General features: G+C 72.0%; 25 protein-coding genes. 6 read left to right on the top strand and 19 right to left on the bottom strand.

The genetic code is table 11. The annotated features are described in order from the left end of the window. Positions 1-35: 35 nt before the first annotated feature. The 5 genes from A3CE_RS0100580 to A3CE_RS0100560 all read right to left on the bottom strand — a co-directional run bounded on the left by A3CE_RS0100580 (position 36) and on the right by A3CE_RS0100560 (position 3,454). Positions 36-491, bottom strand: coding sequence for an SRPBCC family protein (locus A3CE_RS0100580; protein ID WP_020638114.1), 456 nt, complete (start codon positions 489-491; stop codon positions 36-38). Beyond that, positions 488-808, bottom strand: coding sequence for an ArsR/SmtB family transcription factor (locus A3CE_RS0100575; RefSeq protein ID WP_020638113.1), 321 nt, complete (start codon positions 806-808; stop codon positions 488-490). The genes A3CE_RS0100580 and A3CE_RS0100575 overlap by 4 nt, the downstream gene beginning before the upstream one ends. Next, the gene (locus A3CE_RS0100570) at positions 808-1,194 is read right to left on the bottom strand and encodes a VOC family protein (protein WP_026468024.1); all 387 of its coding nucleotides are present in this window, start codon (positions 1,192-1,194) and stop codon (positions 808-810) included. The genes A3CE_RS0100575 and A3CE_RS0100570 overlap by 1 nt, the downstream gene beginning before the upstream one ends. A gap of 26 nt (positions 1,195-1,220) precedes the next feature. Then, entirely contained in the window at positions 1,221-2,747 is a 1,527-nt protein-coding gene (locus A3CE_RS0100565; RefSeq protein ID WP_020638111.1) for an FAD-dependent monooxygenase, read from the bottom strand. An 83-nt stretch (positions 2,748-2,830) separates the two neighbouring features. After that, a complete protein-coding gene (locus A3CE_RS0100560) occupies positions 2,831-3,454 on the bottom strand; it encodes a TetR/AcrR family transcriptional regulator (RefSeq protein ID WP_020638110.1) in 624 nt (207 codons plus the stop codon). 163 nt (positions 3,455-3,617) lie between these two features. On the opposite strand from A3CE_RS0100560, the gene A3CE_RS0100555 reads away from it, so the two are divergent. Further along, positions 3,618-4,976, top strand: a complete 1,359-nt coding sequence (locus A3CE_RS0100555; RefSeq protein WP_020638109.1) for an MFS transporter — start codon at positions 3,618-3,620, stop codon at positions 4,974-4,976. 66 nt (positions 4,977-5,042) lie between these two features. On the opposite strand, the gene A3CE_RS0100550 is transcribed toward A3CE_RS0100555, so the two are convergent. The 7 genes from A3CE_RS0100550 to A3CE_RS0100520 form a co-directional block, all read right to left on the bottom strand. Next, on the bottom strand, positions 5,043-6,374 hold the full coding sequence (locus tag A3CE_RS0100550; protein WP_376741600.1) for an SPFH domain-containing protein: 1,332 nt from the start codon (positions 6,372-6,374) through the stop codon (positions 5,043-5,045). A gap of 88 nt (positions 6,375-6,462) precedes the next feature. Next, complete coding sequence (locus A3CE_RS0100545; protein ID WP_020638107.1) at positions 6,463-6,951, bottom strand: SPFH domain-containing protein; 489 nt, start codon at positions 6,949-6,951, stop codon at positions 6,463-6,465. Beyond that, positions 6,948-7,382, bottom strand: a complete 435-nt coding sequence (locus A3CE_RS0100540; protein ID WP_020638106.1) for an NfeD family protein — start codon at positions 7,380-7,382, stop codon at positions 6,948-6,950. Before A3CE_RS0100540 ends, A3CE_RS0100545 begins: the two co-directional genes overlap by 4 nt. An 84-nt stretch (positions 7,383-7,466) precedes the next feature. After that, entirely contained in the window at positions 7,467-8,282 is an 816-nt protein-coding gene (locus A3CE_RS0100535; protein ID WP_026468022.1) for a DUF3097 domain-containing protein, read from the bottom strand. A gap of 51 nt (positions 8,283-8,333) precedes the next feature. Next, a complete protein-coding gene (locus tag A3CE_RS0100530; RefSeq protein WP_020638104.1) occupies positions 8,334-9,218 on the bottom strand; it encodes an aminoglycoside phosphotransferase family protein in 885 nt (294 codons plus the stop codon). Further along, positions 9,203-10,006 (bottom strand): SCO1664 family protein, encoded by an 804-nt coding sequence (locus tag A3CE_RS0100525; RefSeq protein WP_020638103.1) that lies wholly within the window; start codon positions 10,004-10,006, stop codon positions 9,203-9,205. Before A3CE_RS0100525 ends, A3CE_RS0100530 begins: the two co-directional genes overlap by 16 nt. A gap of 2 nt (positions 10,007-10,008) precedes the next feature. Continuing rightward, complete coding sequence (locus A3CE_RS0100520) at positions 10,009-10,584, bottom strand: DUF3090 family protein (protein WP_020638102.1); 576 nt, start codon at positions 10,582-10,584, stop codon at positions 10,009-10,011. Between the two features lie 78 nt (positions 10,585-10,662). Between A3CE_RS0100520 and A3CE_RS0100515 the strand changes: the two genes are divergently transcribed. Genes A3CE_RS0100515 through A3CE_RS0100505 form a run of 3 tightly spaced genes read left to right on the top strand, consistent with a single transcriptional unit; the run spans position 10,663 to position 13,885 of the window. Then, positions 10,663-12,582 (top strand): prolyl oligopeptidase family serine peptidase, encoded by a 1,920-nt coding sequence (locus A3CE_RS0100515; protein WP_026468021.1) that lies wholly within the window; start codon positions 10,663-10,665, stop codon positions 12,580-12,582. Then, entirely contained in the window at positions 12,579-13,478 is a 900-nt protein-coding gene (locus A3CE_RS0100510; RefSeq protein ID WP_026468020.1) for a S66 peptidase family protein, read from the top strand. Before A3CE_RS0100515 ends, A3CE_RS0100510 begins: the two co-directional genes overlap by 4 nt. Continuing rightward, complete coding sequence (locus tag A3CE_RS0100505) at positions 13,475-13,885, top strand: TIGR03668 family PPOX class F420-dependent oxidoreductase (RefSeq protein WP_020638099.1); 411 nt, start codon at positions 13,475-13,477, stop codon at positions 13,883-13,885. The genes A3CE_RS0100510 and A3CE_RS0100505 overlap by 4 nt, the downstream gene beginning before the upstream one ends. Before the next feature lie 80 nt (positions 13,886-13,965). On the opposite strand, the gene mptB is transcribed toward A3CE_RS0100505, so the two are convergent. From mptB to A3CE_RS0100480, 5 genes are all read right to left on the bottom strand, one after another. Beyond that, on the bottom strand, positions 13,966-15,501 hold the full coding sequence (gene mptB, locus A3CE_RS0100500) for a polyprenol phosphomannose-dependent alpha 1,6 mannosyltransferase MptB (protein ID WP_020638098.1): 1,536 nt from the start codon (positions 15,499-15,501) through the stop codon (positions 13,966-13,968). Positions 15,502-15,571: 70 nt separating this feature from the next. After that, positions 15,572-17,221, bottom strand: a complete 1,650-nt coding sequence (gene nikE / locus A3CE_RS0100495; RefSeq protein WP_020638097.1) for a nickel ABC transporter ATP-binding protein NikE — start codon at positions 17,219-17,221, stop codon at positions 15,572-15,574. Continuing rightward, complete coding sequence (locus A3CE_RS0100490) at positions 17,218-18,123, bottom strand: ABC transporter permease (RefSeq protein ID WP_020638096.1); 906 nt, start codon at positions 18,121-18,123, stop codon at positions 17,218-17,220. Before A3CE_RS0100490 ends, nikE begins: the two co-directional genes overlap by 4 nt. After that, entirely contained in the window at positions 18,120-19,142 is a 1,023-nt protein-coding gene (locus A3CE_RS0100485; RefSeq protein ID WP_026468019.1) for an ABC transporter permease, read from the bottom strand. The genes A3CE_RS0100490 and A3CE_RS0100485 overlap by 4 nt, the downstream gene beginning before the upstream one ends. Positions 19,143-19,144: 2 nt before the next feature. Continuing rightward, positions 19,145-20,980, bottom strand: coding sequence for an ABC transporter substrate-binding protein (locus A3CE_RS0100480; protein ID WP_043790583.1), 1,836 nt, complete (start codon positions 20,978-20,980; stop codon positions 19,145-19,147). A gap of 169 nt (positions 20,981-21,149) precedes the next feature. On the opposite strand from A3CE_RS0100480, the gene A3CE_RS0100475 reads away from it, so the two are divergent. Further along, entirely contained in the window at positions 21,150-21,977 is an 828-nt protein-coding gene (locus tag A3CE_RS0100475; protein WP_026468018.1) for a M55 family metallopeptidase, read from the top strand. After that, a complete protein-coding gene (locus A3CE_RS0100470; RefSeq protein ID WP_020638092.1) occupies positions 21,970-23,268 on the top strand; it encodes a M20/M25/M40 family metallo-hydrolase in 1,299 nt (432 codons plus the stop codon). Before A3CE_RS0100475 ends, A3CE_RS0100470 begins: the two co-directional genes overlap by 8 nt. On the opposite strand, the gene A3CE_RS0100465 is transcribed toward A3CE_RS0100470, so the two are convergent. Both A3CE_RS0100465 and A3CE_RS0100460 read right to left on the bottom strand, forming a co-directional pair. Beyond that, positions 23,258-23,896, bottom strand: a complete 639-nt coding sequence (locus A3CE_RS0100465; protein WP_020638091.1) for a class I SAM-dependent methyltransferase — start codon at positions 23,894-23,896, stop codon at positions 23,258-23,260. The genes A3CE_RS0100470 and A3CE_RS0100465 overlap by 11 nt on opposite strands. A 41-nt stretch (positions 23,897-23,937) precedes the next feature. Then, on the bottom strand, positions 23,938-25,563 hold the full coding sequence (locus A3CE_RS0100460) for a tannase/feruloyl esterase family alpha/beta hydrolase (protein ID WP_020638090.1): 1,626 nt from the start codon (positions 25,561-25,563) through the stop codon (positions 23,938-23,940). Between the last annotated feature and the right edge of the window lie 141 nt (positions 25,564-25,704).

Raw genomic sequence — 25,704 nt, 5'->3', positions numbered from 1 at the left:
TGGTAGCAACGGTTACGTGCCGGGTGGGGGTCGGCCTACTTTTGGTCGGATGGGTAATCGGGCAGCGTGTCCAGCAAGCGGGTCAGCGCCCGCGGCACGTGGGAGCGCCAGCCGCTGCCCATGATCCGGCGCGAGACGCGCTGGAACTCGTCGTCCTGGTCGAATCCCTCGTGGCTGAGGAACAGCCGGGTGCCGGTGCCCTCCGGCTCCAGCCGCCAGGTCACCGTCCACTGCGGACCCCAGCGGATGCTGAGCTTGCGCTCGGGCTCGACCTCGAGGACCTCGCACGCGACCGGGCCGCCCGCGAACCCGGCGGCGGGCACCGGCTCGGCCAGCAGCTCGAACCGGTGCCCCACCACGGGCTTGATGTCGTTGGGCATGCCGATCCACCGTTCGAGCAGAGCCGGTTCGGTGAGCGCGCGCCACACCTTGCGGGCCGGGTGGGCGAGGAACTGGTCGACGTGGACCGCGGCCGGATCGTCGTCGGTCACAGGTCGTCCTCCTTGTCGAGCAGGTCACGCAGATTCGTGAGCTTGGTCCGCCAGAACCGCTCGTACGGCGTGAGCCAGTCCGCGACCTCTTCGAGCGGGGCCGCGTCGAGCCGGTAGACGCGGTTGCGGCCTTGCCGCTGCTCGCTGACCAGGCCAGCCTCCCGGAGCACCCGCAGGTGTTCCGAGAGGCTGGGCCGGGCCATCGCGAAGCGGTCCGCGATGACGCCGGCGGCCATCGGGCCGTCGAGCAGCAGCCGCAGGACTTCGCGCCGCGCCGGGCTGGCGAGGGCGGCGAAGACGTCGTCGTTGACCGGCATCAGCTCGGGACGTTGCCGAAGTCCGACGGTTCGAGCAGCCCGAGGGTGTGGCCGTCGAGGTCCGTGAACGAGGTGGCGCGGCCCCACGGCCGTTCCGCCGGCTCGGCGACCTCGACGCCGGCCGCCCGCAGCGCGGCGACGTCGGCGTCGAGGTCGGTGGTCTGCAGCTGGAAGTGCTGCGGGCCGCCGCCGGTGCCGGTGACCTGCTGATCGGTCAGCACCACGCCGGTCTTCGCGCCCTTCGGCGCGACCATCACGAAGTGCCCGCCCTCGGGCGTGCGGCGGTCGACGAGCGCTTCGAACCCGAGCTTGCCGACGTAGAAGTCCCGCGCGCGGGCGTGGTCGGCGACGGGCAAGGTCAGGAACTGCACGTGGGTGATCGTCATGCCCGCCACCATACGTAGGGGATTTCCTACATGTCAACGGGGCTACCGAACCACCGCTCCAGCGCCGCTCGCAGGGCCTTGCGCTCGGTGTCGTCCGGCTCCGCCGAGCTGGACGCCCAGGCGACGTAGCAGTCCGGCCGCAGCAGCATCGCCGTCGCGGGCGCCTGGCCCGCGGGCCGGGCGGCGACCAGGTCGACGCGGTCGGTCCAGCCGCGCAGGTCGGTCCCCAAGGAGCCCGTGAAGTCCAGCAGCAGCGGCCGGGCCGTGCGGGTCAGCTCGGCGAGCCGGAGGCCGTCGGCCAGCTCGACGTCGGGAGCCCACCGGCCGTCGAGCGGGTGGTCGGTGGCCGGGTCGTACCGGATGTCGGCGCCGGACATGAGGTTCGCGATGTGCCGCACGGTGCTCGGCAGTCTGAGCAGCTCGCCGAAGAGTTCGCGTAGCGCGGTGATAGCGCTGTCCGGTCCGATGAGCGCGCTCTGGGCCTGGGTGTGCATGACGACCCGCTCGGCGGCCGGGCGGCGTTCGGCTTCGTAGGTGTCGAGCAGTCCCGGCGGGGCCCAGCCGTGGATCTCGGCCGCGAGCTTCCAGCCGAGGCCGATCGCGTCCTGCATGCCGAGGTTGAGCCCGGGCCCGCCGATCGCGGAGTGGACGTGCGCGGCGTCGCCGACCAGCAGGACGCGGCCGTCGCGGAAGCGGTCGGCCAGCCGCGTGTTGCGCCCGTGGAGCCGCCGCGCCAGGTGCGGGCCCTCGCCTTCGGGCGGCCCGAACGGGACGTCGGCACCGAGAACGCGGCGGACGCTCTCGCGCAGCTCGTCCACGGTCATGGCCGTGTCGTCGCCGGCGTCGTCCGCGACCCACTCGATGGTGGTCACCATCGTGGCGGTTTCGAGTGTCGCGTGGACGAACAGCCCGGTTTCGGTGCGGTAGTGGGAGAAGGCCGGGATGACGCCGTGGCCCGGCACCCGCAGGCCGCCGGTGGCGGGGTCGAGCAGCTCCGGCGGGACGGTGACGTGCGCCGACCGCGAGACGCTGCGATCCTCGGTGACGCCGGGAAAGCCGATGCCGGCCAGTTTCCGGGTGACGCTGCGGCCGCCGTCCGCGCCGACGAGGTACCGCGTTTCGAGGGAGTACGCGCCGTCCGGGCCGGCGACCTGGAGGGTGACGTGCTCGGCGTCCTGCTCGAGGCCGGTGAGTTCGTGGCCGCGGCGGATCTCGACCCCGAGCTCGGTGGCGCGGTCGCCGAGCATCGCCGCTATCCGCCGTTGCGGGACGGGCAGGATGTGCAGCGGGGTGTCCGGCGCGATCGTGAGGTCGAGCGGCATGGCGCCGAAGACGAACCGGGGCGTCGGCGGGCCGAGCGGTCCGGCGAGGCGCTCGTGCAGGCCGCGGCGGTCGAGCATCCGGACGACCTGGCCGACCATGCCGTTGGCGCGGTGCTCGGTGGTCGGTTCGGGCAGCCGTTCGAGGACCAGCGGCCGGACGCCGGCGAGGCTGAGCTCGCAGGCGAGCATGAGGCCGTTCGGGCCGGCTCCGGCGATGACGACGTCGTACATGGCGGAACTCCTTGGTGGGTGGCGAAAAAGGGCAGGACGAATCCGCCCGGCGGGTGCCGGGCGCCCTCAGTGATCCGGGAAGGTCAGTGCGGCGCTGGCAGGCCGGCGGCGAGCCGGCCGAAGACGTCGCGCAGGAGGTCGGCCATCGAGCCCGACGGCTCGGTGTCGAGCCACTGGCCGATGATCACGTTGAACGCGGCGACCACGGTGGCCGCCATCAGCCGCGGGTAGAGGTCTTTCGTGGCGTCGGTGCCGGTGCGCTCGGCGATCGCGGCGGCGAACTCGGCTTCGGCCGCGGCGGCGGCTTTCGCGAACTCGCTCTGGAGCGCGGGTTCGGCGACCATCAGCCGGATGCCGCTGAGCCACTGCTCGTCGGGGAAGAGCTGTTCGGGCGTGCCCTCGCTGAGAGCGAACCCGGCCAGGGCGGCCTCGGTGACGGCGGTCCAGATGGGCTCGTCGGCGGGGCGGTGCCGCAGCTGCTCGGCGATCGAGCGGGCCCGCTCGAAGTGCCGGGCCGCGATGGCCTCGCCCTTGGTGGCGAAGTAGTTGCTGAAGGTGCGGGTGGACACCCCGGCCTCGGCGGCGATGTCTTCGATCCGGACGTTGTCCAGCCCGCGTTCCACCACGAGCCGGATGGTGGCCCAGCTCAGCGCGATCCGCGTTTCCCGCTTCTTGCGCTCCCGCAGCCCGCCGCCGTCGATGTCCATGACTCCACCGTACAGAACTTTGCTGACTCTGCAAAGTTGCCGAGTCTGCAAGTCTGGGTACGGGAGCTGGTCACCAACCGGACGATCTTCCGGCCATAGATCGCCTAAACCGTCGGCGGGCGTCACACTGTTGTGTGACGTCAGTCACCGGAGGTGGTGCAAGATGGTTTTGGGAGACGGCGGCGTCACTCACAAGGTGGCACCGGAGAGCAAGTCAAGACGGGTCCAGGTACGGCGTGCGGCGCTCGCGAGCGCGATCGGCACGACCATCGAGTGGTACGACTTCTTCCTCTACAACACCGCGGCGGCCTTGGTCTTCCCGCACCTGTTCTTCCCCGCGTCGAGCGCGTACGCCGGCGCCATGCAGTCGTTCGCGACCTACGCGGTCGGGTTCGCCGCCCGCCCGGTCGGCGCCGCCATCTTCGGCCACTGGGGTGACCGGATCGGCCGGAAGACGACGCTGATCGTCACCCTGCTGCTGATGGGCATCTCCTCCGGCATCGTCGGGCTGCTGCCCGGGACGTCGGCGATCGGCGTCGCCGCCCCGCTCATCCTGGTCCTGCTGCGGCTGGTGCAGGGCATCGCGATCGGCGGCGAGTGGAGCGGCTCGGTCCTGCTCGCGATGGAGTGGGGCAACCAGCGCAAACGCGGGCTGCTGGGCAGTTTCGCGCAGATCGGCGTCCCGGTCGGGCTGGTGCTCGGCACCGGCGGCATGACACTGCTGTCGGCGACCCTCTCCACCGACGCGTTCAACTCCTGGGGCTGGCGGATCCCGTTCCTGGCCAGCCTGGTGCTCGTGGCGGTCGGCCTGGTGATCCGCCTGAAGATCCTCGAGACGCCGATGTTCGCGAAGCTCGTCGAGAACCGGCAGACCGCGCGCACGCCGGTGCTCGACGCGATCCGGCACCACTGGCGGGAGATCCTGCTCTCGGCGGGCGTCCGGTTCAGCGAGCAGATGCCGTTCTACCTGTTCACCAGTTACGTGCTGATCTACGTCGTCGCGCGGCACGAGTTCAGCAGGACGTTCGTGCTCAACGCGGTCCTCGTCGGCGCGGCGTGCGAGCTGGCGATGATCCCGTTGTTCTCCGCGTTGTCGGACAGCTTCGGCCGCAAGCGCGTCTACCTGTGCGGGGCGGTCCTGACCGGCGTGATCGCGTTCCCGTACTTCACGGTGCTGAGCCACGGCGGGCACGCGCTGGTGTTCGTCGCCGTCGTGGTGTCGTTCATCCCGCACGCGCTGCAATACGGCCCGCAGGCCGCGCTCATCGGCGAAAGCTTCCCGACGCACCTGCGCTACGGCGGCGCCGGGCTCGGTTACCAGCTGGCGTCGGTGTTCGCCGGCGGCCCGGCGCCGCTGCTGGCGACGTGGCTGCTGCACAAGACCGGGACGCCGTACTCGATCTCGACCTACATCGTCGTCTCGGCGGTGGTGACGGTGCTGTGCGTGATCTTCCTGAAGGACCGCTCGAAGGCCGACATCGACGACGCGAGCGTCTACCAACGGGCGGCACGCACGGGCTGAAACGCCGTGAATGGCACATTGAGGGACTTGAAGTCCCTCAATGTGCCATTCACGGACCAACGAGGGTCAGCGGCGCGGGCCGCCGAACGGGGGCTGCTGCGGGAACGGCCCGCTGCCCGGGTTCTGCTGCCCGCCGCCGAACTGGCCCGGCGGCGGAGCCTGCGGCGGCGGGCCCTGGTACTGACCGCCCTGGGGCGGGCCGGCCGGGGCCTGCGGCTGGGGCAGCGGCTGGCCGCTCTTCGGCGTCGACGGCTGCTGTGGGGCCGGGGCGGCTTCCGTGGCGCGGTCCTCGTCGGCTGCCGGCTCCGGCTGCTGCGTGGGCCGCGGGATCGACGGTCGCGCGGGCGGTGCCGACGGTGCGCCGATCGCCGGGACCTCCTTTCGCGCCACGGCTTCCGCGGCCGCGACGGCCTCGGCGACCTTCGGGTCGCTCTTCGTTTCGAACCAGTCGGCGACCTCTTCGTCGTCGAGCTCGAGCTTGGCCGGGACGTCGTCGTCCTTCGGCGGCTCGTACCGGAACACGCCGTCGTCGCCCGGGGCGCCGAGCGCGCGGGCGAAGCCTTCGAGGGCCTTGCCGTAGTCGCTGGGGATCATCCAGACCTTGTTCGCGTCGCCCTGCGCCAGCTGCGGCAGCGTCTGCAGGTACTGGTAGGCCAGCACCTCGGGGGTGGGGCGCCCGGCCTTGATCGCGGCGAACACCTTTTCGATCGCCTTCGCCTGGCCCTGCGCCTGCAAGTAGCGCGCGGCCCGCTCACCCTGCGCCCGCAGGATGCGGGACTGCCGCTCGGCCTCGGCGGCGAGGATGGTCGCCTGGCGGGCACCTTCGGCGGAGAGGATCTGGCTCTGCTTCTGGCCTTCCGCGGTCTTGATCGCGGACTCCCGCTGACCTTCGGCGGTGAGGATCATGGCGCGCTTCTCGCGGTCCGCGCGCATCTGCTTCTCCATCGAGTCCTGGATGGAGGGCGGCGGGTCGATCGCCTTCAGCTCGACGCGGCCGACGCGGATGCCCCAGCGGCCGGTCGCCTCGTCGAGCACGCCGCGCAGCTGGGTGTTGATCGAGTCGCGGGAGGTCAGCGTCTGCTCGAGGCTCATCCCGCCGACGACGTTGCGGAGTGTGGTGGTGGCCAGCTGCTCGACACCGACGATGTAGTTGGAGATTTCGTACACCGCGGCGCGCGAGTCGGTGACCTGGAAGTACACGACGGTGTCGATCGACACCGTCAGGTTGTCTTCGGTGATCACCGGCTGGGGCGGGAACGAGACGACCTGCTCACGCAGGTCGATCCGGGCGCGCACCTTGTCCAGGAACGGCACGAGGATGTTGAGGCCGGGCGAGGCGACCGTGCGGAACCGGCCGAGCCGCTCGATCACGGCGGACTGCGCCTGCGGCACCACCATGACCGCCTTGGCTATCGTGATGACCACGAGCAAGGCCAAGGCTATGACCAGGCCGATCACAAATCCGGTCAAGAGAATTTCCCCTTACCTAGTACCATTCTTGCGCGGTTGACGGCGTTCCTGGTGCCGCGGGCGGGCTCACCTCGAGCTGCAGTTCCTTCGTGGTGATGCCCCAGCGGCCGGTGGTGTCGTGCAGGACCGTCCACACTGTACGGTGCAGGTCTCCTGGTGCGGTGATGGCGCGCTCGGCGGTGGTCAGGCCGGCCTCCTGCCGCAGCGCCGTGCGGGCCAGCTGTTCGATCGCGAACGCCGGGTTGCTGATTTCGTAGGTCGCCAGGCGCGGGTCGGTCACCGCGAAGACGACTTCGAAGCCGATGAGGACCTCTTGCCTGTCACCGGCTTCGACCGGGCGAGGCGGGGCGGTCAGGATCTGTTCGCCGAGGTCGAAGCGGGCGCGGACCCGGTCGGCGAACGGGCGCACGAAGTGGCGGCCGGGGCCGAGCACCGTGTGGAACTGCCCGCCGCGTTCGATCACCGCGGCGTGGCCCTCGCCGACGACGACGAGTCCGAGGCTCACGGTTCGTCCGCCACGACGGCGGTGGCGCCGGAGATCTCGACGACCGTGACCGAGGTGCCGGGCGCGATGGGCGGGAGGTGCGCCGACATGCTGCGCGCCGACCAGACGTCGCCGGCCAGCTTCACCTGCCCGGCCTCGTGGTCCACTGTGGACACGACGACGGCGCGGGCGCCGATCAGCGCGTCGATGCCGGTGTGGTGCGTCGGCCCGGACAGCAGGCGCCGCTTGAGCGCGGGGCGGACCAGCATGAGCATGCCGACGGAGGCGACGGCGAACACGGCGACGTCGATGACCAGGTTCCCGGTGAGCACGTCGGCACCGGCACCGAACAGCGCGGCGACGCCCAGCATGATCAGCACGAAGTCGCCGGAGACGACTTCGGCGATCATCAGGGCGATGCCGACGATCAACCAGACCAGTGCCCAAGACATGGCTTCATGCTCTCAGATCGCGCCGGTTCGCACCGGCGCCGTGACGGGAAGTAACCTTCGCGTGACCTTGGACAATTCGGACATTCAGCCCTCTTCCGCCGGTTCGGTGACGAAGTCGATGAGCCGTTCCACGGCCCCGATGAGCGGGGTCTCGAGGTCGCGGAAACTGCTCACCCCGCTCAGGACACGTTGCCAGCCTTCGTAAGGTTGCCCCCAGCCGAGCGCGTCGCAGATTCCCTGCTTCCACTCGGTGCCGCGCGGGATCTTCGGCCACGCTTCGATCCCGACGGCTCCGGGCCGCACGGCCTCCCAGACGTCGATGTACGGGTGCCCGGTGACCAGCACGTTCTCGTCGCGGACGGCCCCGACGAGCCGGGACTCCTTGCTGCCGGGGACGAGGTGGTCGACCAGCACGCCGAGGCGGCGCCCGGGGCCGGTGCCGAACTCGGCGATCCGGTCGGCGAGGACGTCGACGCCGTCGAGGGGTTCGACCACGACGCCTTCGACGCGCAGGTCGTGGCCCCAGACGCGTTCGACCAGCTCGGCGTCGTGCTTGCCCTCCACCCAGATGCGCGAGTCGCGGGCGACCCGGGCCCGCAGCCCCTGGACGCGCACGGACCCGGACGCCGAGATCTGCCGGGCCGGCACCTTGGGCGCGGCTTTGACGGGCACGAGCGTGACCGGCTTGCCCTCCAGCAGGAAGCCGGCCGGGAGGAGCGGGAAGACGCGGTGACGGCCCTTGGCGTCCTCGATGACGACGTTGCCGTACTCGATCTTCACCACCGCGCCGCAGTAGCCGCTGGCCGGGTCCTCGACCACGAGACCGGGCTCGGCGGGGACTTCCGGCACCTTCTTGCGGCGCCGGCCGGCGAGCACGTCGTCATACGAATGGGAGCGCACGACCAGGCAACCTAGTGGCCGCGGGCGCCCGGGCGGGTCATGCCACGCCGGTCAACGCGCCAACTCCAGGACCGCGTCGGTGAACGGCGTCCGCTCGCCGCGGCGCAACGGCCCAAGCGCGACCAGGGGCGCCATCGCGACGCACCAGGCGCGGACGCGCTCGGCGTCGAAGTCCGCGACGTGCGGGGCGAGGGCGGCGATGCCGTCGTCGATGGTGCCGCCGGCCGCCATCGGGACGAACACGAAGTCGATGGCGTCGAGGGACGGGTCGCCGAGGCCGGGCCGCGGGTCGATGGCGACCGCGCCGCGCCCGGGTCCGGCGTCGAGGACGTTGCCCGGGTGCAGGTCGCCGTGGATCAGCGTGACCGGCCCGCTGCCGGCCAGCTCCAACGCACGCGCACGCCCCTTGGCCAGGACGTCGGCGCTCAGGTGCTGGGCGGCCGGTGACTCGCGGCGTCGTCGTTCGGAGAGGCCGAAGATGAACTCGATGCCGTCGGCCAGCCGCCGGAACTCCCCGCGTGGTTCGACGGAGTGCAGCTGGCCGAGCAGCTCGCCGATCTCGGCCCACGGGACGTCGCCGTCCAGCTGGGTGCCCGGGACCAGGCCTTCCAGCAGGATGGCGTGGGCGTCGAGGTCGGCGTCGAGCACCTGGACGACGCGGGCGCACCCGGCCCAGGCGCTCAGCCCGGCGAACTCGAGCCGGGCGACTTCGGGATCCGGGGTCAGCTTGAGGACCCGCAGGTCACCGCCGGGGCCGGTGCACAGCAGCGTCCGGCCGGTGTTGCCGGGCCGGGCCTCACGGACTTCCAGTCCCCACTTCGCGGTCAGCCGGGCGACCAGGTCCGGGAGCGCGTCGCACCACGGCTCGGCCAGCTCCGCGCCGAAGCGGTCGGCCAATCGCGCGCGGGCCGGGTCGTCGATCAGAACAGGGGCCACGGGATCGCGCGCCAGTCGTCGCCGGGTGCGGGGAAGATGCCCTCGGAAAGCAGCAGGTCGGTGCGTTCGGCGAGCGCCCTGACCTCGAAGCCGGTGATGTGCTCGGAAAGCGTCTCGCCGAGCTCGCCGTCGAGCTCCGAGCGCAGTTTGCGGAGCTTCTCGACGGTGTCCGGGGGCACGGGCTCGCCGATCCAGCCCCACAGGACGGTCCGCAGCTTCGGGTCGGTGTGCAGGCAGATGCCGTGGTCGACGCCGTAGACGCGGCCGTCGACGCCGGGCAGGAGGTGCCCGCCCTTGCGGTCGGTGTTGTTGACGACGATGTCGAGCACGGCGAGGTCGCGCAGCCCGGGGTGGTTCGCGTGGGCCAGCACCGCGGGTTCGCCGAGCCGGTCGTGGGCGTGCAGCACCGGGCGCCAGCCGTCGGGGACGTCGTCGGGCGGCAGGACTTCCACAAGGTCGTCTTCGGTGGTCTCGATCCACAGCTGGACCATGCCGGGGCCGAACGGGCCGTCGCGCAGCACGGTGGGCGGGATCGCGCCGAGGCCGGTGGCGTCGGCGACGATCGCGGTGGCGACTTCGCGCCCGGCCAGGGTGCCGTCGGGGAAGTCCCACAGCGGCCGCTCCCCCGACACCGGCTTGTACACGACCCGGCCCGTGACGCCGTCGAGCTCGATGGCGCAGAAGAGCGTGACGTTGGAGGCGTCCACCAGCCGCCCTTCGACGTCGATGCGGCCGTGGGTGACCAGCTCGCGGGACGCCGGGTCGGCCGGATCGGGGGTCGCGGCCATGGTCAGTCTTCGCCCGCGTCGGTGTCGCGCCGGTAGCCGTTCTGCCGGGGGCAGATGTGCCCGGCCGGGTCGAGCGGCTCGCCGCACAGCGGGCACGGTTTGCGACCGGCGTTGACGACGCGGTCGGCGCGCTCGGCGAAGGCGCGGGCGGCGGCCGGGCTGAGGAAGACGCGGACGGCGTCCGGGCCTTCCTCGGTGTCGTCGAGCACGACCGTTTCGTCGACCTCGCCCTCGGTGATGGCGAGCAGCTCGATGACGACCGCGCTGCTGTCGGCGTCCCAGCCCAGCCCCATGGTGCCGACGCGGAACTCCTCCTCGACCGGCACGGTGAGGGGGTCGACGTCGACGAGGTCGTCGGGGACGTCGTCGGGCACGTCGGCGCCGAAGCGGCTGGCGACTTCCTCGAGCAGTGAGCTGAGACGCTCCGCGAGGACGACGACCTGCTGTTTTTCGATGGTGACGCTGATCGTGCGCACGTCCTCGGACGCCTGGAGGTAGAAAGTACGATCGCCGGGCTCGCCGACGGTGCCGGCGACGAACCGATCCGGCTGGCGGAAGACGTGGATTACGCGAGACATAGCACTGTCGACCCTAGGCCACCGGCGCATGATCGGCATCCGCCGCCCCATGGTTCGCGGGCCCGCTAGCCTCGGGACGTGTCTCGGATCTCCCCGTACGGAACCTGGTCCTCGCCCATCACCGCCGCCGAGGTGGCCGCCGCCGGCGGCGGCCCGCAGTGGCTCGACGTCGTCGGGGACGAGGTGTGGTGGGCCGAGGCGCGGCCCGGTGAGCAGGGCCGGGTCGAGCTGGTGCGGGCGGTGCCCGGCGGGACCGAGGACGTGCTGGGCGCGCCGTGGAACGTCCGCAACCGGCTGCACGAGTACGGCGGGCGGCCGTGGGCGGTGGCCAGTGGCGTGGTGGTGTTCACGCACTGGGCCGATCAGCGCGTGTACGCGCAGAGCGAAACCGGAGTCGTGCCGCTCACACCGGACCCGCCGGAGCCTCAGGGCGTCCGCTACGGCGATCTGCGGGCGGGACGGCCCGGCGAGGTGTGGGCGGTGCGGGAGCGGAGTGCCGGCCCGCGTCCCTCCGACGTCGAGCGGGAGCTGGTGGCGATCGCGCTTTCCGGCGGGGCGGAGCGGGTGCTGGCCGCGAGCCACCGGTTCCTGACCGTGCCGAAACTGTCGCCGGACGGCCGGCACGCGGCCTGGTTCGGCTGGGACCACCCGGCGATGCCGTGGGACGGCACCGAGCTGTGCGTCGCGCCCGTCGCCGAGGACGGCTCGTTCGGGCCGCACCGGGTGCTGGCCGGCGGCGCGGACGTCGCGGTGTGCCAGGTCGAGTGGGAAACGCCCTCGGCGTTGCTGGCGCTGCTCGACCCGGACGGCTGGTGGAACCTTCACCGGGTCGGGCTGGACGGATCGGTGGTGAACGTCGCGCCGGTGGAGCGGGAGCTGGGCGGGCCGCTGTGGAAGCCCGGGTCGCGGTGGTTCGCGCCGCTCGGCGGCGGGCGGCACGCGGTGCTGGCGTCGGGGCGGCTGGCCGTGCTCGACGAGGCGGACGGCTCGGTGACGCCGCTGGCCGGGGACCTGACGGCCTGGTCGAGCACGGCGTTCGCGGCGCTCGGCGATGCGGTCGTGGGCGTGGCGGGCGGTCCGGCGCGGGAAGCCGCTGTCGTGCGCGTTTCCCCCGGCGGCGCGGTGACGGACCTGACGCCGCAGCCGGAGCTGCCCTCGGCGTTCCTGCCGGTGCCGCAGGAGCGGGTGTTCAGCACGCCGGACGGCGAGATCGTGCCGGTGGTCCTGTACCCGCCGCGGAATCCGGAGTTCGCGGCCCCCGACGGCGAGCGGCCGCCGCTGCTGGTGGACGTCCACGGCGGCCCGACCGGGCAGCACCTCCCGATGCTCGATCTGGAGATCGCGTACTTCACCAGCCGCGGCATCGGGGTGGCGGCGGTGAACTACGGCGGGTCGACGGGGTTCGGGCGTGCCTACCGGGAACGGCTGCGCGAGCAGTGGGGCGTGGTGGACGTCGCCGACTGCGTCGCGGTGGCCGAGGCGCTGGTGGCGGCCGGGCTCGCGGACGGCGCCCGGCTGGGGATCCGCGGCGGCAGTGCGGGCGGGTTCACCGCGGCGGCGTCGCTGACCACGACGAAGACGTACCGGGCGGGCACGGTGATGTACCCGGTGCTGGACCTGGCCGGGTGGACCGGCACCGAGGGCGAAACGCACGACTTCGAGTCGCGCTACCTGGACGGGCTCATCGGCCCGTTGCCGGCGACCCGGCAGCGGTACCTCGAGCGGTCGCCGCTGGCCAACACGGGGTCGCTGGCCGGGCCGGTGCTGTTCCAGCAGGGCCTGGAGGACCGGATCTGCCCGCCGGAGCAGGCGGACCGGTTCGTCGCGGAACTGGCGGGCCGGGGGATTCCGTACGCCTACCAGCGGTTTGCCGGGGAGCAGCACGGGTTCCGGCTGGCGGAGACGATCGTGGCGGCGCTGGAGGCGGAATTGTCGTTCTACGGCCAGGTGTTCGGCTTCGACACGCCGGGTGTGGCGCGGCTGGAGCTGTCGCGGTGAGGCCGCCGCGGTTGCGGGCCGGCGACACGCTGGCGCTGGTGGCGCCGGCCGGGCCGGTGCCGGCGGAGCTGCTGGAGAAGGCGCTGCCGGTGCTGCGCGGCTGGGGCGTCGAGGTTCGGGTCGGGCCGTGCGTGCGGGCGGAACCGGGGACGCCGCGGTACCTGTCGGCCCCGGACGCGGCGCGGGCGGCGGAGTTCACCGAGGCGTGGCTGGACCCCGGCGTGCGGTGCGTCATGGCGGCCCGGGGCGGGTACGGCGTCCAGCGGATGCTGGACCTGGTGGACTGGGCGGCGTTGCGGGAGGCGGGCCCGAAGGTGCTGGCCGGGTCTTCGGACGCCACGGCGTTGCACCGGGCGGTGGATGTCCACTTGGGACTGTCCAGTTTGTTCTCGCCGCTGCCGGCGACCGCGTTGTTCGACGACTTCGCGCAGGCGCACCTGCGGTGTTCCCTGTTCGAGCCGGAGCGGAACCTGGTGGTCCGCGGCGGTTCGGCGCTGGTGCCGGGCCGGGCATCGGGGGTGTTGACGGGCGGCAACCTGTCGCTGCTGGCGGCGGGGCTCGGGACGCCGGAGCAGGGGTCGGCGCGGGACGCGGTGGTGCTGCTGGAGGACGTGACGGAGCACGTGTACCGGCTGGACCGGATGCTGACGCAGCTGCTGCGCGCCGGCTGGTTCACCGGGGTCCGCGGGATCGTGCTGGGTTCGTGGACGGCGTGCGGTGACCCGGCTCAGGTGCGGTCGCTGATGGTGGACCGGCTGGGGCCCCTGGGTGTGCCGATCCTCGAGGAGTTCGGCGTCGGGCACGTGCCGTCGTCGCCGACGTTGCCGCTGGGCGTGCCGGTGACCTTGGACGCGGATCTGGGGACGCTCACGTTCGACTCCCCGGCGCTGACATGACCCCGGAAGAGGCCAGGGCCCGGTTCGCCGCGGCACGGGTCGCGCGGCTGGCGACGGCGTCGGCTTCCGGGGTGCCGCACCTGGTGCCGGTGACGTTCGCGGTGCGGGGCGACACGGTGGTGTTCGCGGTGGACCACAAGCCGAAGTCGTCGCCGGCACTGCGCCGGTTGCGGAACATCGCGGAGAACCCGGCGGTGTGCTTCCTCGCGGACGGCTACGCCGAGGACTGGTCGCGGCTGTGGTGGGCCCGCGCGGACGGCGTCGCGCGGGTACTGCCCGATGCGGAGCGTGCCGAGCCGGTTTCGTGGCTGGTCGCGAAGTACGAGCAGTACGCGGAGCGGCCGCCGGAGCACGCGGTGGTCGCGACGGAGATCCACACCTGGCGCGGCTGGACCGGTTCCGCCTGAACCCTGCTGAAGTCCGTGAATGGCACATTGAGGGACTCTAAGTCCCTCAATGTGCCATTCACGGACTTGGCGCGGGAGCCTCAGTCGCGGAGGAACTTCTCCGGGCGGCGCCAGGCGTCGATGAGGCCGAGGGGGTCCGGGCGCAGCAGGGACGCCGCCGAGTAGAGGCTCGCCACCACGACCAGGGCGATGAACCACCAGTCGTAGAGGGCCTGCTCGCCCGTCGGGTAGTACACCAGCGTCACGAACACCGACACCGCCACCACCAGCGCCAGGTGGCGGGGCTGCCACTTGAACGCCGACAGCAGGACGAAACCCCAGGTCAGATACCACGGCAGGGTCGGCGGCATGAGGATCGCCACCGCGAGCAGGGAGATGCCGGCCCGGTAGACGGCCTCCGTGCCGCCGCCGCGGGCGAGCCACCACTGGCGGGCGCCGAAGCCGATCAGGACCAGCATGCCCGCCGCGCGGGCGACCGTGACGAACGGGGACACCTGGACGTCGACGATCAGGTGGACGAGGTTGTAGAACACCTCGCCGATGCCGGTGGGGATGTTGAGCCAGTTCGCGATGAGCTGCGGGGCCTTGAGCCCGGACCACCAGCCGAGGTTGAGCGAGCCGAGCGAGATCCACGTGCCCGCGACGAACACCGGGAGGAACAGCCCGACCGACGCCGCGCCCGCGCGCAGGAAGTTGCGGACCTTGGACTCGCCCGCCATGTGGTTGGCCCACATCCAGACGATGAACGGCAGGGCGATCGCCGCGGTCGGCTTGATGAGCATGCCGATGGTGACCAGGACGACCGCGGCGACGTGCTTGCGTTCCAGGGCGGCGAGGACGCCGATGGTGAGGAACGCGAGCATCATCAGGTCGTTGTGCGGGCCGCCGAAGAGGTGGATGACCATCATCGGGCTGGCCACCGCGAGCCACAGCGCGACCGGGAGCTTGCCGCCGAGGTGCTTGACCAGCCGCGGCAGCGCCCACAGCGTCCCGGCGAGGCCGGCGAGCAGCACGACGCGCATGAGGATGACGCCGAGGATCATGTTGTCGCCGCTGGTGGCGACGACGCCCTTGGAGATCAGCAGGAACAGCGGCCCGTACGGCGCCGGCGTGGTCTGCCACAGCGGGTGGACGTTCTGCACGACGTTCGGCAGCACGTCGAGCTCGGCGGGGCCGTTGGCGTACGGGTCGAGCCCGTAGAGCAGCTGGGCGCCCTGGCCGAGGTAGGAGAAGACGTCGCGGGTGAACAGCGGCGGCGAGACCAGCAGCGGCGCCATCCAGCAGCCGGCGGCGACGAGGACCGGGCGGCTGCCGACGCGGCCGGCGAGCACGTAGCGGCCGAGCCGGACCCAGGCCCAGACGATCATGCCGAAGCCGGTGTAGAGCACGGCGTTGGCGAGCATGCGGCCGTGGCCGTAGCGGACCCACGACAGCGGGCCGTGGCCGAGCACGGGGTCGGAGATCAGGATGCCGCCCGCACCGAGCGCGGCGATCATGAGCAGGGTGCTTCCGACCGTGCCCATCGCGATCGTGCGGTACGGGAATCGCGAGGGCACGCGGAGCCGCTCGGCCAGTCCGGCCGAGGGGGTCTGCGCGGGGTCGGTGGTGGTCGCCATTTCCGTTCGGAGGTTACACACCGCACCTGAGCGGGTTTCCCGCAGTGCCGGGTTTCGGCCCGGTACGGCGTCAGCTCCCGACGGTGCGGCGCTGGGCGGTGCCGCCGGGCAGGGCGGCCAGCAGTGACTTGGTGTACTCGTGGTGCGGGTCGAGCAGGACCTGTTCCACCGTCCCGGTTTCGACGAGCTCGCCGCGGTACATCACGGCGACGCGGTCGGCGATGTTCCAGGCCAGGCCGAGGTCGTGGGTGATGACGAGCGCGGCGAGGCCGAGCTCGCGGCGCAGCCGCAGCAGCAGGCCGAGGATCTCACCGCGGACGGACGCGTCGAGGGATGCGACCGGCTCGTCGGCCACCACCACCGACGGTTCGAGGGCCAGTGCCCCGGCGATGACGACGCGCTGGCGCTGGCCGCCGGAGAGCTCGTGCGGGAGACGGTCGGCGTACTTCTCGGCGGGCCGCAGTTCCGCGGCCTCCAGGGCGCGGTGGACGACGGTCCGCTCGTCGGCGAGCTGGTGGATCCGCGGGCCTTCGGCGACGGCCTCGTACACGGTGTGGGCGGGGTTCAGCGCGCTGGTCGGGTCCTGCAGGACCAGCTGGACCTGGCGGCGGTAGGCCTTGAGGCCGGCGCCGCCGGACGGCACGGGCTTCCCGGCGTAGCGGACCACGCCGGAGTCGGGTTTCTGCAGGCCGAGCAGGGTGCGGGCGAGGGTGGTCTTGCCGGAGCCGGACTGGCCGACCAGGGCGACGATCTCGTCGCGCGACACCGTGAGGTCGACGCCGGCGACGGCGTCGATGCGCTTGCCGGTGCGGTCGCGGAAGGACACGCGCAGGTTCTCCGCGGCCAGCAGGGGCTCCCCGCCGGCGACGCGGTCCGCGGGTTCGGGGGGCAGCGGGGTGCTGGTGGCCGGGGCGAAGCGCGACACCGGGTCGCCGACGGTCGGGAACGCCGCCGCCAGTGCCCGGGTGTGCTCGTGCCGGGGCGCGCCCATCACCTCGGCGCTGAGGCCTTCTTCGACGATCCGCCCGTCGTACATCACGGCGATGCGTTCGCAGGTGGCGGCGAGCACGGACAGGTCGTGGCTGATCATGATCAGCCCGATGCCCTGCTCGGCGACCAGCCGCGAGAGCAGGTCGAGGACCTGGGCCTGGACGATGACGTCGAGGGCGGTGGTCGGCTCGTCGGCGATGATGAGCCGGGGTGAGCAGGCCAGGGCCATGGCGATCATGACGCGCTGCTTCTGCCCGCCGGACAGCTCGTGGGGGTAGGCGCCGGCGCGGCCCGGGGGCAGGTCGACCTGGGTGAGCAGTTCGGTGACGCGGGCGTCGACCTCGGCGTCGGTGGGGACCTTCCCCTCGGCGTGGTGCAGCCGCAGCGGTTCGGCGATCTGCTCGCCGATCCTGCGGACCGGGTTGAGGGCGTGCATGGCGCCTTGGAACACCACCGAGGCCTCGGCCCAGCGGACCGCGCGCAGGCGGCCCCACTTCATGGCGGCGACGTCTTCGCCGCCGAGGAGGATCTCGCCGTCGATCTTCGCCGAGCGCGGCAGCAGGCGCAGCACGCTCATCGCGACGGTGGACTTGCCCGACCCGGACTCGCCGGCGACGCCGAGGGTGGCGCCGGGGTCGAGCGTGAGGTCGACCCCGCGCACGGCCGGGACGTCCCCGCCCGCCGTGGTGTAGGTGACGGTGAGGTCCTTGAGCTGCAGCAGCGGGGTCACTTCTTCAACCTCGGGTTGAGCACGGTCTCCAGGCCCCGGCCGACCAGGGTGAAGCAGAGCACGACGAGCACGATCGCGATGCCCGGCGGGAGCAGGTTCCACCAGGCGCCGCGGGTGACGGCGCCGTTGTTGAGCGCGGTCTCCAGCATCGTGCCCCAGGACACGGCGTTCGGGTTGCCGACGCCGAGGAAGGCCAGGGTGGCGTCGGCGATGACGGCGTTGCCGACGACGAGGGTGGTGTTGGCCAGCACGAGCGGCAGCACACCGGGCAGGACGTGCTTGCCGACGACGTGCAGGTGTCCCCCGCCCAGTGCCCGGGCGCGTTCGATGTAGGGGCGGCTTTCGATGGTGAGCGTCTGGGCGCGGACCAGCCGGGCGGTGCCGGGCCACGCGGTGAGCCCGATCGCCACGATGACGGTGAAGACGCCGTGCGGCAGCGCCGCCGAGAGCGCGATCGCCAGCACCAGCGACGGCAGCACCAGGAAGAAGTCGGTGAACCGCATCAGGATCGTGGACGTCCAGCCGCCGAAGTGGGCGGCGGTGATCCCGATGAGCGTGCCGATGAGCACCGACAGGAGGGTGGCGGAGAACCCGACGAGCAGGGAGATCCGGGCGGCCCACAGCGTCATGAGCAGCACGGACCGGCCGTCGATGTCGGTGCCGAGCCAGAAGCGGCCGCTGGGCGGGTTGAGCGGGCCGCCGTCGGCCTTGGTGACGTCCAGCCCCTCTTCGTCGCTGATCAACGGCAGCAGGAGGGCCATGACGACGGTGACGGCGAGCAGGAGCACGCCGGCGAGGGCGCCCTTCTGGGTGGCGAACTCGCGCCAGGTCCTGGTCACCGCCCGCCGGCGGCGTCGCCAGGCGATCGCGCGGGGCGATTCGATGGTCTCGGTGGTGGTCATGAGGTGCGCACCCTCGGGTCGAGCACGCGGTAGAGCAGTTCCGCGAGCAGGTTCATCAGCACGACGGCACCGGCGAGGACGACGAAGACCCCTTGCAGCACCGGCAGGTCCGGGCCGTGCAGGGCGTCGTAGGTCAGCTGGCCGAGGCCGGGCCAGCTGAACACGGCTTCGACCGACACGGCGCCGGAGACGACCATGCCGAACTGCATGAACACCAGCGTGGCCGTGGGCAGCAGGGCGTTCGGCACGGCGTGGCGGCGGCGGACGAGGTCGTCGCGCAGGCCCTTGGCGCGGGCGGTGGTGAGGTAGTCGGCGTTCATCTCCCCCAGCAGCGACGAGCGCATGATCAGCATGTACTGCGCGTAGAACACCGCCAGCAGCGTCACGCACGGCAGGGCCAGGTGATGCAGCACGTCGAGGGTCTGGGAGAAGACGTCGGGGGCGGCGTCCGGGGAGTGCATGCCGCGGCTGGGGAACAGGCCGTTGGTGGCGACGAGCAGGATCAGGCCGAGCCAGAACTGCGGGACCGACCAGAGGGTGAGGGCGATGCCGGTCTGGGTGCGGTCGAACGCGCTGTCGCGGCGCCAGGCCGCGCGGGTGCCGAGCCAGAGCCCGAGGACGACGGCGAGCACGGTGGCGCTGCCGACGAGCAGGATGGTCGGCCAGAGCCGTTCGGCGATCATGTCGGCGACCGGGCGGCCGCGCACCAGGTAGGAGGTGCCGAGGTCGCCGTGCAGCAGGCCCCCCAGGTACTGGCCGAACTGCACCAGCACCGGCTTGTCGACGCCCAGCTGTTCGCGCAGCTCGGCGAGCTGTTTCGGGCCGGTGGGCCGCTCGCGGACCATGGTCGCGACGGGATCGCCGGGCAGCAGCCGGAAGAGGAAGAAGAACAGCACGATCACCAGCAGGATGCTGACGGCGGCTTCGACGACTTTCCTGAGCACGAACCGGGCGGTGCCGGTCCCGCCGCGGTGCTCGTCGGGGTCGACGAGCACCGCGGCTTGTTCTGGGGCGGTCATGCTTACTCGCGGTCTTCGGAGGTCTTGCCGCGGCGGCTGATGACGACCCCGCCGACGACGATGATCACCACGACGATCGCGCCGATGACGATCCACAGGACGGTGCCGCCGCTGCCGGAGTCCGCGGCGGCGGCCTGGCTGCCGGCGGGGGTGGCGCCGTAGACGCCCCAGTAGCCGGACTGCTCGAGGATCGCGCCGTTGGGCTGCGGCTGCTTGGTGAAGCCGGAGAACTTGTCCGAGCGGTAGGCCTCGAGCGCGTTCGGGTAGTCCAGCACGATGTTGACGGCCTGGCTCGCCAGGCGGGCCTGGGCCTGCTTGACGATGCCGGCGCGCTTGGCGTCGTCGGTCTCGGCCAGCTGCTGGGCGCGCAGCCTGTCGAACTCGGGGTCGCAGAAGAAGGTGTCGGTGGTCGCACCCTTGCCCTGGGCGTTGGGCCGGGCCGCGCAGACGTGCAGCTGCAGCGCGGAGTCCGGGTCCGGGTTGGTGGCGTAACCGGAGATGGCGAGGTCGTACTTGCCGGCGTTGGTGCGGTCGTTCAGCTCGTCGTCGGAGACGAGCTCCTGCTTGACGGTGATGCCGATGTCCTTGAGCCAGCCCGAAACGTACTGCGCGAGGCGCTGGTCGTAGGGCCGGTTCGCGTGCCCGGTCAGCCGCAGCTCCAGCTTCGCGCCGCCGGGGGCGACGCGGACGCCGTCGGGGCCCTTGGCGTAGCCGGCCTGATCGAGGGCGGTGCCGGCCGCCGCGAGGTCGGTCTTCACCTGCTCGTTCGCGGCGGGCTCCCAGTGGTAGGTCTGGAAGACCGGCGGGACGATGCCGCTGCCGGGCTGCGCGAAGCCGTTGGCGACGCGGTCGACGACCGCCTGCTTGTCGATGGCCTGGAGGATCGCCTTGCGCAGCCGGAGGTCCTTGAGCACCGGGTTGCCGTCCCCGATCGGCTGGTTGTCGCTGTTCTGCACACCGAAGTTGAGGTTGATCTCGTCGTAGCGGCGGCTGGGAGCGGCGTTGGTGGCGATGTTCGGCTGGCCCTTGAGGGCGTTGAACTGGGTGGCGGTGAGCCGGTTGATGACGTCGACCTCGCCCTGGCGCAGGGCGTTGACGGCGGCTTCGGAGTCCTTGAACACCAGCAGCTGCAGCTCGTCGACCTGCGGCGCGACGCGCCAGTAGTTCTTGTTGGCCTTGAACTTGACGTACTCGTTCTGCTTGTACTCGGTCAGCTGGTACGGGCCGTCGTTGACGCCGACGACCGGGATCGTGTCGGTCTCCGGGGCGTTGAGGTCCTTGATCGGCGCCCAGACGTGCTCGGGCACGATCGGGACGTCGAGCAGGTTCATGTCCGACTGCACGGTCTTGGTCTTGATGACCAGCGTGGTGTCGTCGGGCGCGGTGACCGTGTCGAAGTTGGTGACGTAGTTGCCGTTGGCGGTGCGGGCGTTCTCGTCGGTCATCATCCGGTTGAACGTGAACGCGGCGTCCTTGGCGGTGACCGGCTGCCCGTCGCTCCACTTGGCGCCGGAGCGGATCTTGTAGGTCCAGGTGAGCTTGTCGGCCGAGGGGGTCCACGACTCGGCGAGGGCGGGCGAGGCCTGCGCGGTCTCCGCGGAGGGGATGGTCAGGAACTCGTAGATGAACCGGCCGACCTGCGTCGAGGCGGCCAGGCCGGCGGTGAACGGGTTGAGGTGGTCGATGCCGGTGGTCAGCGCGACGCGCAGCACCTTGCCCTGCTGGGCGTGGGCGGGCGCGGCGAGCGGGATCGCGCTCAGCGCCGCTGCGGCGAACACCGCGCCCACGCGGCCGAGCCGCCCGACCCTGCGTTGGAAATGCACCAAAAACCACCCCATCGTCTCGCTGTGAGCCTCCCCAAGGACGAGAAGTAACCACATACCGGGACAACCGCGCAATATGTTGCCGCCTCGGCAGGTGTCCGATCGTTATCGATCGGAATTTGTCACGCACCGTGATCGGCGATTCCGCGCCCGGGGCGGGTGCGGGCTGGCTAGAGTGCCCGGCATGCGCATCCTGATCTCGGCGGACATGGAGGGCGCCACCGGCGTCACGTGGACCGACGACGTCGTGCCCGGTTCGCCGCAGTGGGACCGCTTCCGGCGGTTGTTCACCGGCGACGTCAACGCGGTGCTGGCGGGGCTGTTCGCGGCCGGAGCCGGTGATGTCCTGGTCAACGAGGCGCATTCGTCGCAGCGGAACCTGCTGCTGGAGGACCTCGACCCGCGGGCGCGGATGCTGACCGGGCGGCACAAGCCGCTGTCGATGATGCAGGGCGTCGATTCCGGTGTGGACGGTGTGGTGTTCCTCGGCTACCACGCCGGGGCCGGGTTCGACGGGGTGCTCTCGCACACCTACCTGGAGAACCAGATCACCGGGGTGTGGCTGGACGACGTCCCGGCGAGCGAGGGCCGCCTGAACGCGGCCGTGGCCGCGGAGTACGGCGTGCCTGTCCTGCTCGTTTCGGGTGACGACAAAACGTGTGACGACGCCCGTGACTACGCTCCGGAGTCGGAGCTGGTCCAGGTGAAGGAGTGCGTGAGCCGCTATGCGGCGATCTGCCTGCCACCGTCGCGCACGGCGGAGCTGCTGACCGGCGCGGCGGCCGACGCGATGGCGCGGGCCGGGCGCGAGGAACGCCGGGTCGGGGCCCACCGGATGGAGGTGGAGTTCGACGCGAGCCACCTGGCGCAGGCGACGGCGGTGATCCCGACGGTGGAGCAGATCGGGACGCGCCGCATCGGGTTCGACGCGGTGAACATGACCGAGGCGATGAAGGCGTTCAAGGTCGTCACGGCGGTCGCGGCGGGGGCGGTGCAGGGCATCTATGGCTGACGTCGTCGAGCTGTGCGCGGACCTGATCCGGTTCGACACCACCAACCGCGGCGGCGGGGACGCTTCGGGTGAGAGGCCGGCCGCGGAGTACGTGGCCGCGTTCCTCGACGGCCTGGGCGTCCCGTCGAAGATCCTCGAGGCCGCGCCCGGCCGGGCCAGCGTGATCGCGCGCGTTCCGGGCACTGATCCGTCGCTGCCCGCGCTGCTGGTGCAGGGGCACCTCGACGTCGTCCCGGCGGACGCCGCGGACTGGTCGGTGCCGCCGTTCGCCGGTGAGGTGCGCGACGGGTACCTGTGGGGCCGCGGCGCGACCGACATGAAGGACTTCGTGGCGATGGTGCTGGCCGCCCTGGCGGGCGGGGTGCGGCCGCGGCGTGAGCTGGTGCTGGCGTTCGTCGCCGACGAGGAGGACCGCGGCGACTGGGGCGCGCACTGGCTGGTGGCCAAGCATCCTTCGCTGTTCGAGGGCTGCGAAGCGGCGATCAGCGAGTCAGGCGGCTACACCTACCACGTGCCGGCCGCCGACGGCCGTGACGTGCACCTGTACCCGGTCGGGACGGCCGAGCGCGGGACGGCGCACCTGCGCCTGACCGCCCGCGGCCGCGCCGGGCACGGGTCGCGCCCGAACGACGAGAACGCCGTCACCCGGCTGGTGGGTGCGCTGCACCGGATCGCCGCGCACCGCTGGCCGGTGTCGCTGACGCCGGCGGTGCGGGCGTTCATCGAACGCACCGGCGCGGCGCTGGGCGTCCCGGTGGATCTGTCCTCTTCGGACGGTGTGGACGCGACGGTGGCGGCGCTGGGCCCGGCGGGCTCGCTGGTGGTACCGACGGTCCGCAACAGCACGACGCCGACGATGCTGGAGGCGGGCTACAAGGTGAACGTGATCCCGTCGACGGCTTCGGCGCAGGTGGACGTGCGGGTGCTGCCGGGTACCGAGGACGCGTTGTTCGCGGTTTTGGACGAGCTGCTCGGCGAGGGCGTCACGCGGGAGTTCGTCGCGCACCAGCCGCCGGTGCAGGCGCCGGTGGACTCGCCGTGGTTCTCGGCGATGGCGGCGGCTTTGCGCGCGGAGGACACCGAAGCGGTCGTCGTGCCCTATTGCCTGGGCGGGGGCACCGACGCGAAGGCGTTCGCGAAGCTGGGCATCGACAACTACGGGTTCGCGCCGCTGTGGCTGCCGAAGGGGTTCCCGTACCGGGCGATGGCGCACGGGGTGGACGAGCGGGTGCCGGTGGCGGGCCTGCACTTCGGCACGCGCGTGCTGTCCCGGTTCCTCGCTAGCGTGTGAACGTCGCCCAGTAGCGATCGCCGTCGCGGATCGTCTCCAGGCTCACCAGCCGGACGCCGTCCTGGGCGACGGACTCGATCTCCGCGCGGCTGAACGGCCACGGCGGTCCCGGCTCGGGCTCGTTGTTCTCCTCCGCCACCTCCGAGACCAGCGCCGTGCCGCCGGGCGCCAGGAATCCGGCCAGGGCGGCGACCGCCGCGGCGCGGAAGGCGCGGGGCATCGCCTGGATGTTGATGATCTCCACGACCAGGTCGAACGCGTGGTGCCACTCCCCCGGCGGGTTCAGCAGATCCGCCACCACATAGTCCACTCGTGATTCCGGGAAGCGGGCGCGGGCGCTCTCGACGGCGGTCGGGGCGACGTCGAACGCCGTCACGGCCCAACCGGCCGCGGCCAGCTGTTCGGCGTCGTCGCCGAGAGCGCTGCCGACGAGCAGGGCGCGGCGGCCTTCGCCGGGGTGGCGCCGCGCCCACGCGGCCAGCTCGGGGTTCGGCTTGCCTCGCGTCCACGGCACCTCGGCTTCGCCCCGGGCGGCGGCGGTGTAGAGCCGCTCGAACCACCCGGTCGGGTCGCCTTCGGCGAGGGAGGCGCGGGCGAGCACTCGGTCGGCGGGGTCCGGCGTCGTCATGATCGCGACTTTAGCGGCGACGCCGGACCCGCGGGATGTGTTTACCGCGCGATGGGGCCCGGGATCGCGTACAGCCCGTCGCCCGCCCAGTGGACGACGTCGCGGACCGGTGCCGTGGGCGGCGCCGGGCGGAAGTTGGCCGCGTCGTCGATGCTGCCGGTGCCGTCGTAGACCGCGCGCTGCGGGTAGGTGAACACCGGCCGGGTGCGGGTGACGTGGCCGGTGGCGTCCCGGCCGGTCGCGGTGACCACCGTGGGCGCGGCGCCGCGTTCCACCCAGGCGACCAGTTCCTTCAGCGGGTCGAACTCGGTGAGCGTGGTGCCGCCGCCGCAGTGGTAGAGCGACGGGACCATGAACAGCCGCGCCCAGTCCTGGCCGTGGCCGTGGGTGAGCCGCTGGTAGTAGTCGAGCGTGCCGGCCGGCGGGATGGCCTCGTCGGCCCAGCCGTGCCAGAGCACGAGCTTGCCGCCGCGCCGCTGGAACGCCGACAGGTCGAGGCTCATCGCGTTGTACCGGACGCCTTCGGGGGTGAGCCGGTCGAACTCGCGCTTGGTGAAGGCGAAGGTGCCGACGGTCGAGGCCGGCGCGCCGATCGGGTAGCCGAGGTAGCGCAGGTAGTTGTCGGCGAGGCTGCGAGCGAAGCTGACGCCACCGGTCTCGGGGGTCGGGATGATCCAGCCGGCCCAGGACAGCTCCGAGCCCGGCTGTTCGCCGCCGGGGTAGAGCAGCGTGCCGTGGCCGTCGGTGGGTGGCGAGTAGATCCTGCGGGTCGCCGCGACCTGGGCCGGGGTGAGGCACGACGGCGTGTCCGCGCCGGCGCAGGTGAGTGCCGCCGGGTCGAAGTGGCAGGCGCGCGGGTCGTCGAGCTGGCCGTCGGCGAGCCCGTCGAGGCGGTCGCAGGCGGCGAGCACGGCGTTGTGCAGGGCCGGCAGCTTCGCCGCGGTGAGGATCGGGCTGCCGTCGGCGGCGGTGTCGACCCGCGCGAGCCAGGCCTGGAACTCCAGCAGCGGGCTCCAGTAATTCGCGGGTGCGCCGGCGACGACGCCGTCGAAGTCGGCCGGGTAGCGCTGGGCCAGCTGGAGGCCTTCGCGGCCGCCGTCGGAGCAGCCGGTGAAGTAGGACTTCTTCGGCGGGGCACCGTAGAACGCCTGGATGATCGCCTTCGAGGCGCGTGAGACCACGTGGGGTGCGCGGAACTCGAAGTCGTCGCGGGCGGCTTGGTCGTTCGCGCCCCAGCTGCCGTCGTCGACGACGGCGGGGGTCTTGCCGACGTGCCCGTCGTCGGTGGCGGCGACCGCGACGTCGCCACCGTGGGGCAGGCCGCAGTCGGCGAACTCGGGTGGGTTGACCAGGCCGCAGAAGCCGCCGCAGCCGTACTGGAGGTAGCGGCCGGCGTAGGTCTTGGTGGGCAGGCGCAGCTCGAACTGCACGGCGGGTTCGACGTAGCCCTTCACCCCGCAGTACTCGGGGTCGGTGCCGGTGGCCGCGACGACGGCCGCCGAGGTGACGTGCGTGGCCGCGCCCGAGAGGGCGTACCCGTGGGCCAGGCCGGCGCAGGCGGTCACCGGCCGGACGGCGGACTCCGTCGCGGCGGTGGCTGCCGGGGCGAACGTGATGGTGGCGAGTGTCAGCGTGGCGATGGCGGTGAAGATCCTGAACGGTCTCATCGGGCCCCCGATTTCCGCGTTGTCCAGTTCTGGCCAGGTTTGGCGGGCGGCCTTGACATCGATGTCACCCGCGCGTTTCGCTTCCTGGGCGCCGCCGGTCCCGCCAGCGCGGCGCCCGTGAATCCGTCCTCCAGAGCTTGG

The sequence above is a fragment of the Amycolatopsis balhimycina FH 1894 genome, from assembly GCF_000384295.1.
GTDB classification, from domain to species: Bacteria; Actinomycetota; Actinomycetes; order Mycobacteriales; family Pseudonocardiaceae; genus Amycolatopsis; species Amycolatopsis balhimycina.
Note: the sequence above shows the minus strand (reverse complement) of the source record. Positions and strands in the feature narration are given on the sequence as shown.

Excerpts from the sequence above, each read along its gene's own strand:
- A3CE_RS0100575 (WP_020638113.1), bottom strand. The coding sequence starts at position 808 with ATGCCGGTCAACGACGACGTCTTCGCCGCCCTCGCCAGCCCGGCGCGG.
- A3CE_RS0100570 (WP_026468024.1), bottom strand. The coding sequence starts at position 1,194 with ATGACGATCACCCACGTGCAGTTCCTGACCTTGCCCGTCGCCGACCAC.
- A3CE_RS0100565 (WP_020638111.1), bottom strand. The coding sequence starts at position 2,747 with ATGTACGACGTCGTCATCGCCGGAGCCGGCCCGAACGGCCTCATGCTC.
- A3CE_RS0100560 (WP_020638110.1), bottom strand. The coding sequence starts at position 3,454 with ATGGACATCGACGGCGGCGGGCTGCGGGAGCGCAAGAAGCGGGAAACG.
- A3CE_RS0100555 (WP_020638109.1), top strand. The coding sequence starts at position 3,618 with ATGGTTTTGGGAGACGGCGGCGTCACTCACAAGGTGGCACCGGAGAGC.
- A3CE_RS0100550 (WP_376741600.1), bottom strand. The coding sequence starts at position 6,374 with ATGGTGGTGCCGCAGGCGCAGTCCGCCGTGATCGAGCGGCTCGGCCGG.
- A3CE_RS0100540 (WP_020638106.1), bottom strand. The coding sequence starts at position 7,382 with ATGTCTTGGGCACTGGTCTGGTTGATCGTCGGCATCGCCCTGATGATC.
- A3CE_RS0100525 (WP_020638103.1), bottom strand. The coding sequence starts at position 10,006 with ATGGCCGCGACCCCCGATCCGGCCGACCCGGCGTCCCGCGAGCTGGTC.
- A3CE_RS0100520 (WP_020638102.1), bottom strand. The coding sequence starts at position 10,584 with ATGTCTCGCGTAATCCACGTCTTCCGCCAGCCGGATCGGTTCGTCGCC.
- A3CE_RS0100505 (WP_020638099.1), top strand. The coding sequence starts at position 13,475 with ATGACCCCGGAAGAGGCCAGGGCCCGGTTCGCCGCGGCACGGGTCGCG.
- mptB (WP_020638098.1), bottom strand. The coding sequence starts at position 15,501 with ATGGCGACCACCACCGACCCCGCGCAGACCCCCTCGGCCGGACTGGCC.
- A3CE_RS0100490 (WP_020638096.1), bottom strand. The coding sequence starts at position 18,123 with ATGACCACCACCGAGACCATCGAATCGCCCCGCGCGATCGCCTGGCGA.
- A3CE_RS0100485 (WP_026468019.1), bottom strand. The coding sequence starts at position 19,142 with ATGACCGCCCCAGAACAAGCCGCGGTGCTCGTCGACCCCGACGAGCAC.
- A3CE_RS0100480 (WP_043790583.1), bottom strand. The coding sequence starts at position 20,980 with ATGGGGTGGTTTTTGGTGCATTTCCAACGCAGGGTCGGGCGGCTCGGC.
- A3CE_RS0100475 (WP_026468018.1), top strand. The coding sequence starts at position 21,150 with ATGCGCATCCTGATCTCGGCGGACATGGAGGGCGCCACCGGCGTCACG.
- A3CE_RS0100470 (WP_020638092.1), top strand. The coding sequence starts at position 21,970 with ATGGCTGACGTCGTCGAGCTGTGCGCGGACCTGATCCGGTTCGACACC.
- A3CE_RS0100465 (WP_020638091.1), bottom strand. The coding sequence starts at position 23,896 with ATGACGACGCCGGACCCCGCCGACCGAGTGCTCGCCCGCGCCTCCCTC.
- A3CE_RS0100460 (WP_020638090.1), bottom strand. The coding sequence starts at position 25,563 with ATGAGACCGTTCAGGATCTTCACCGCCATCGCCACGCTGACACTCGCC.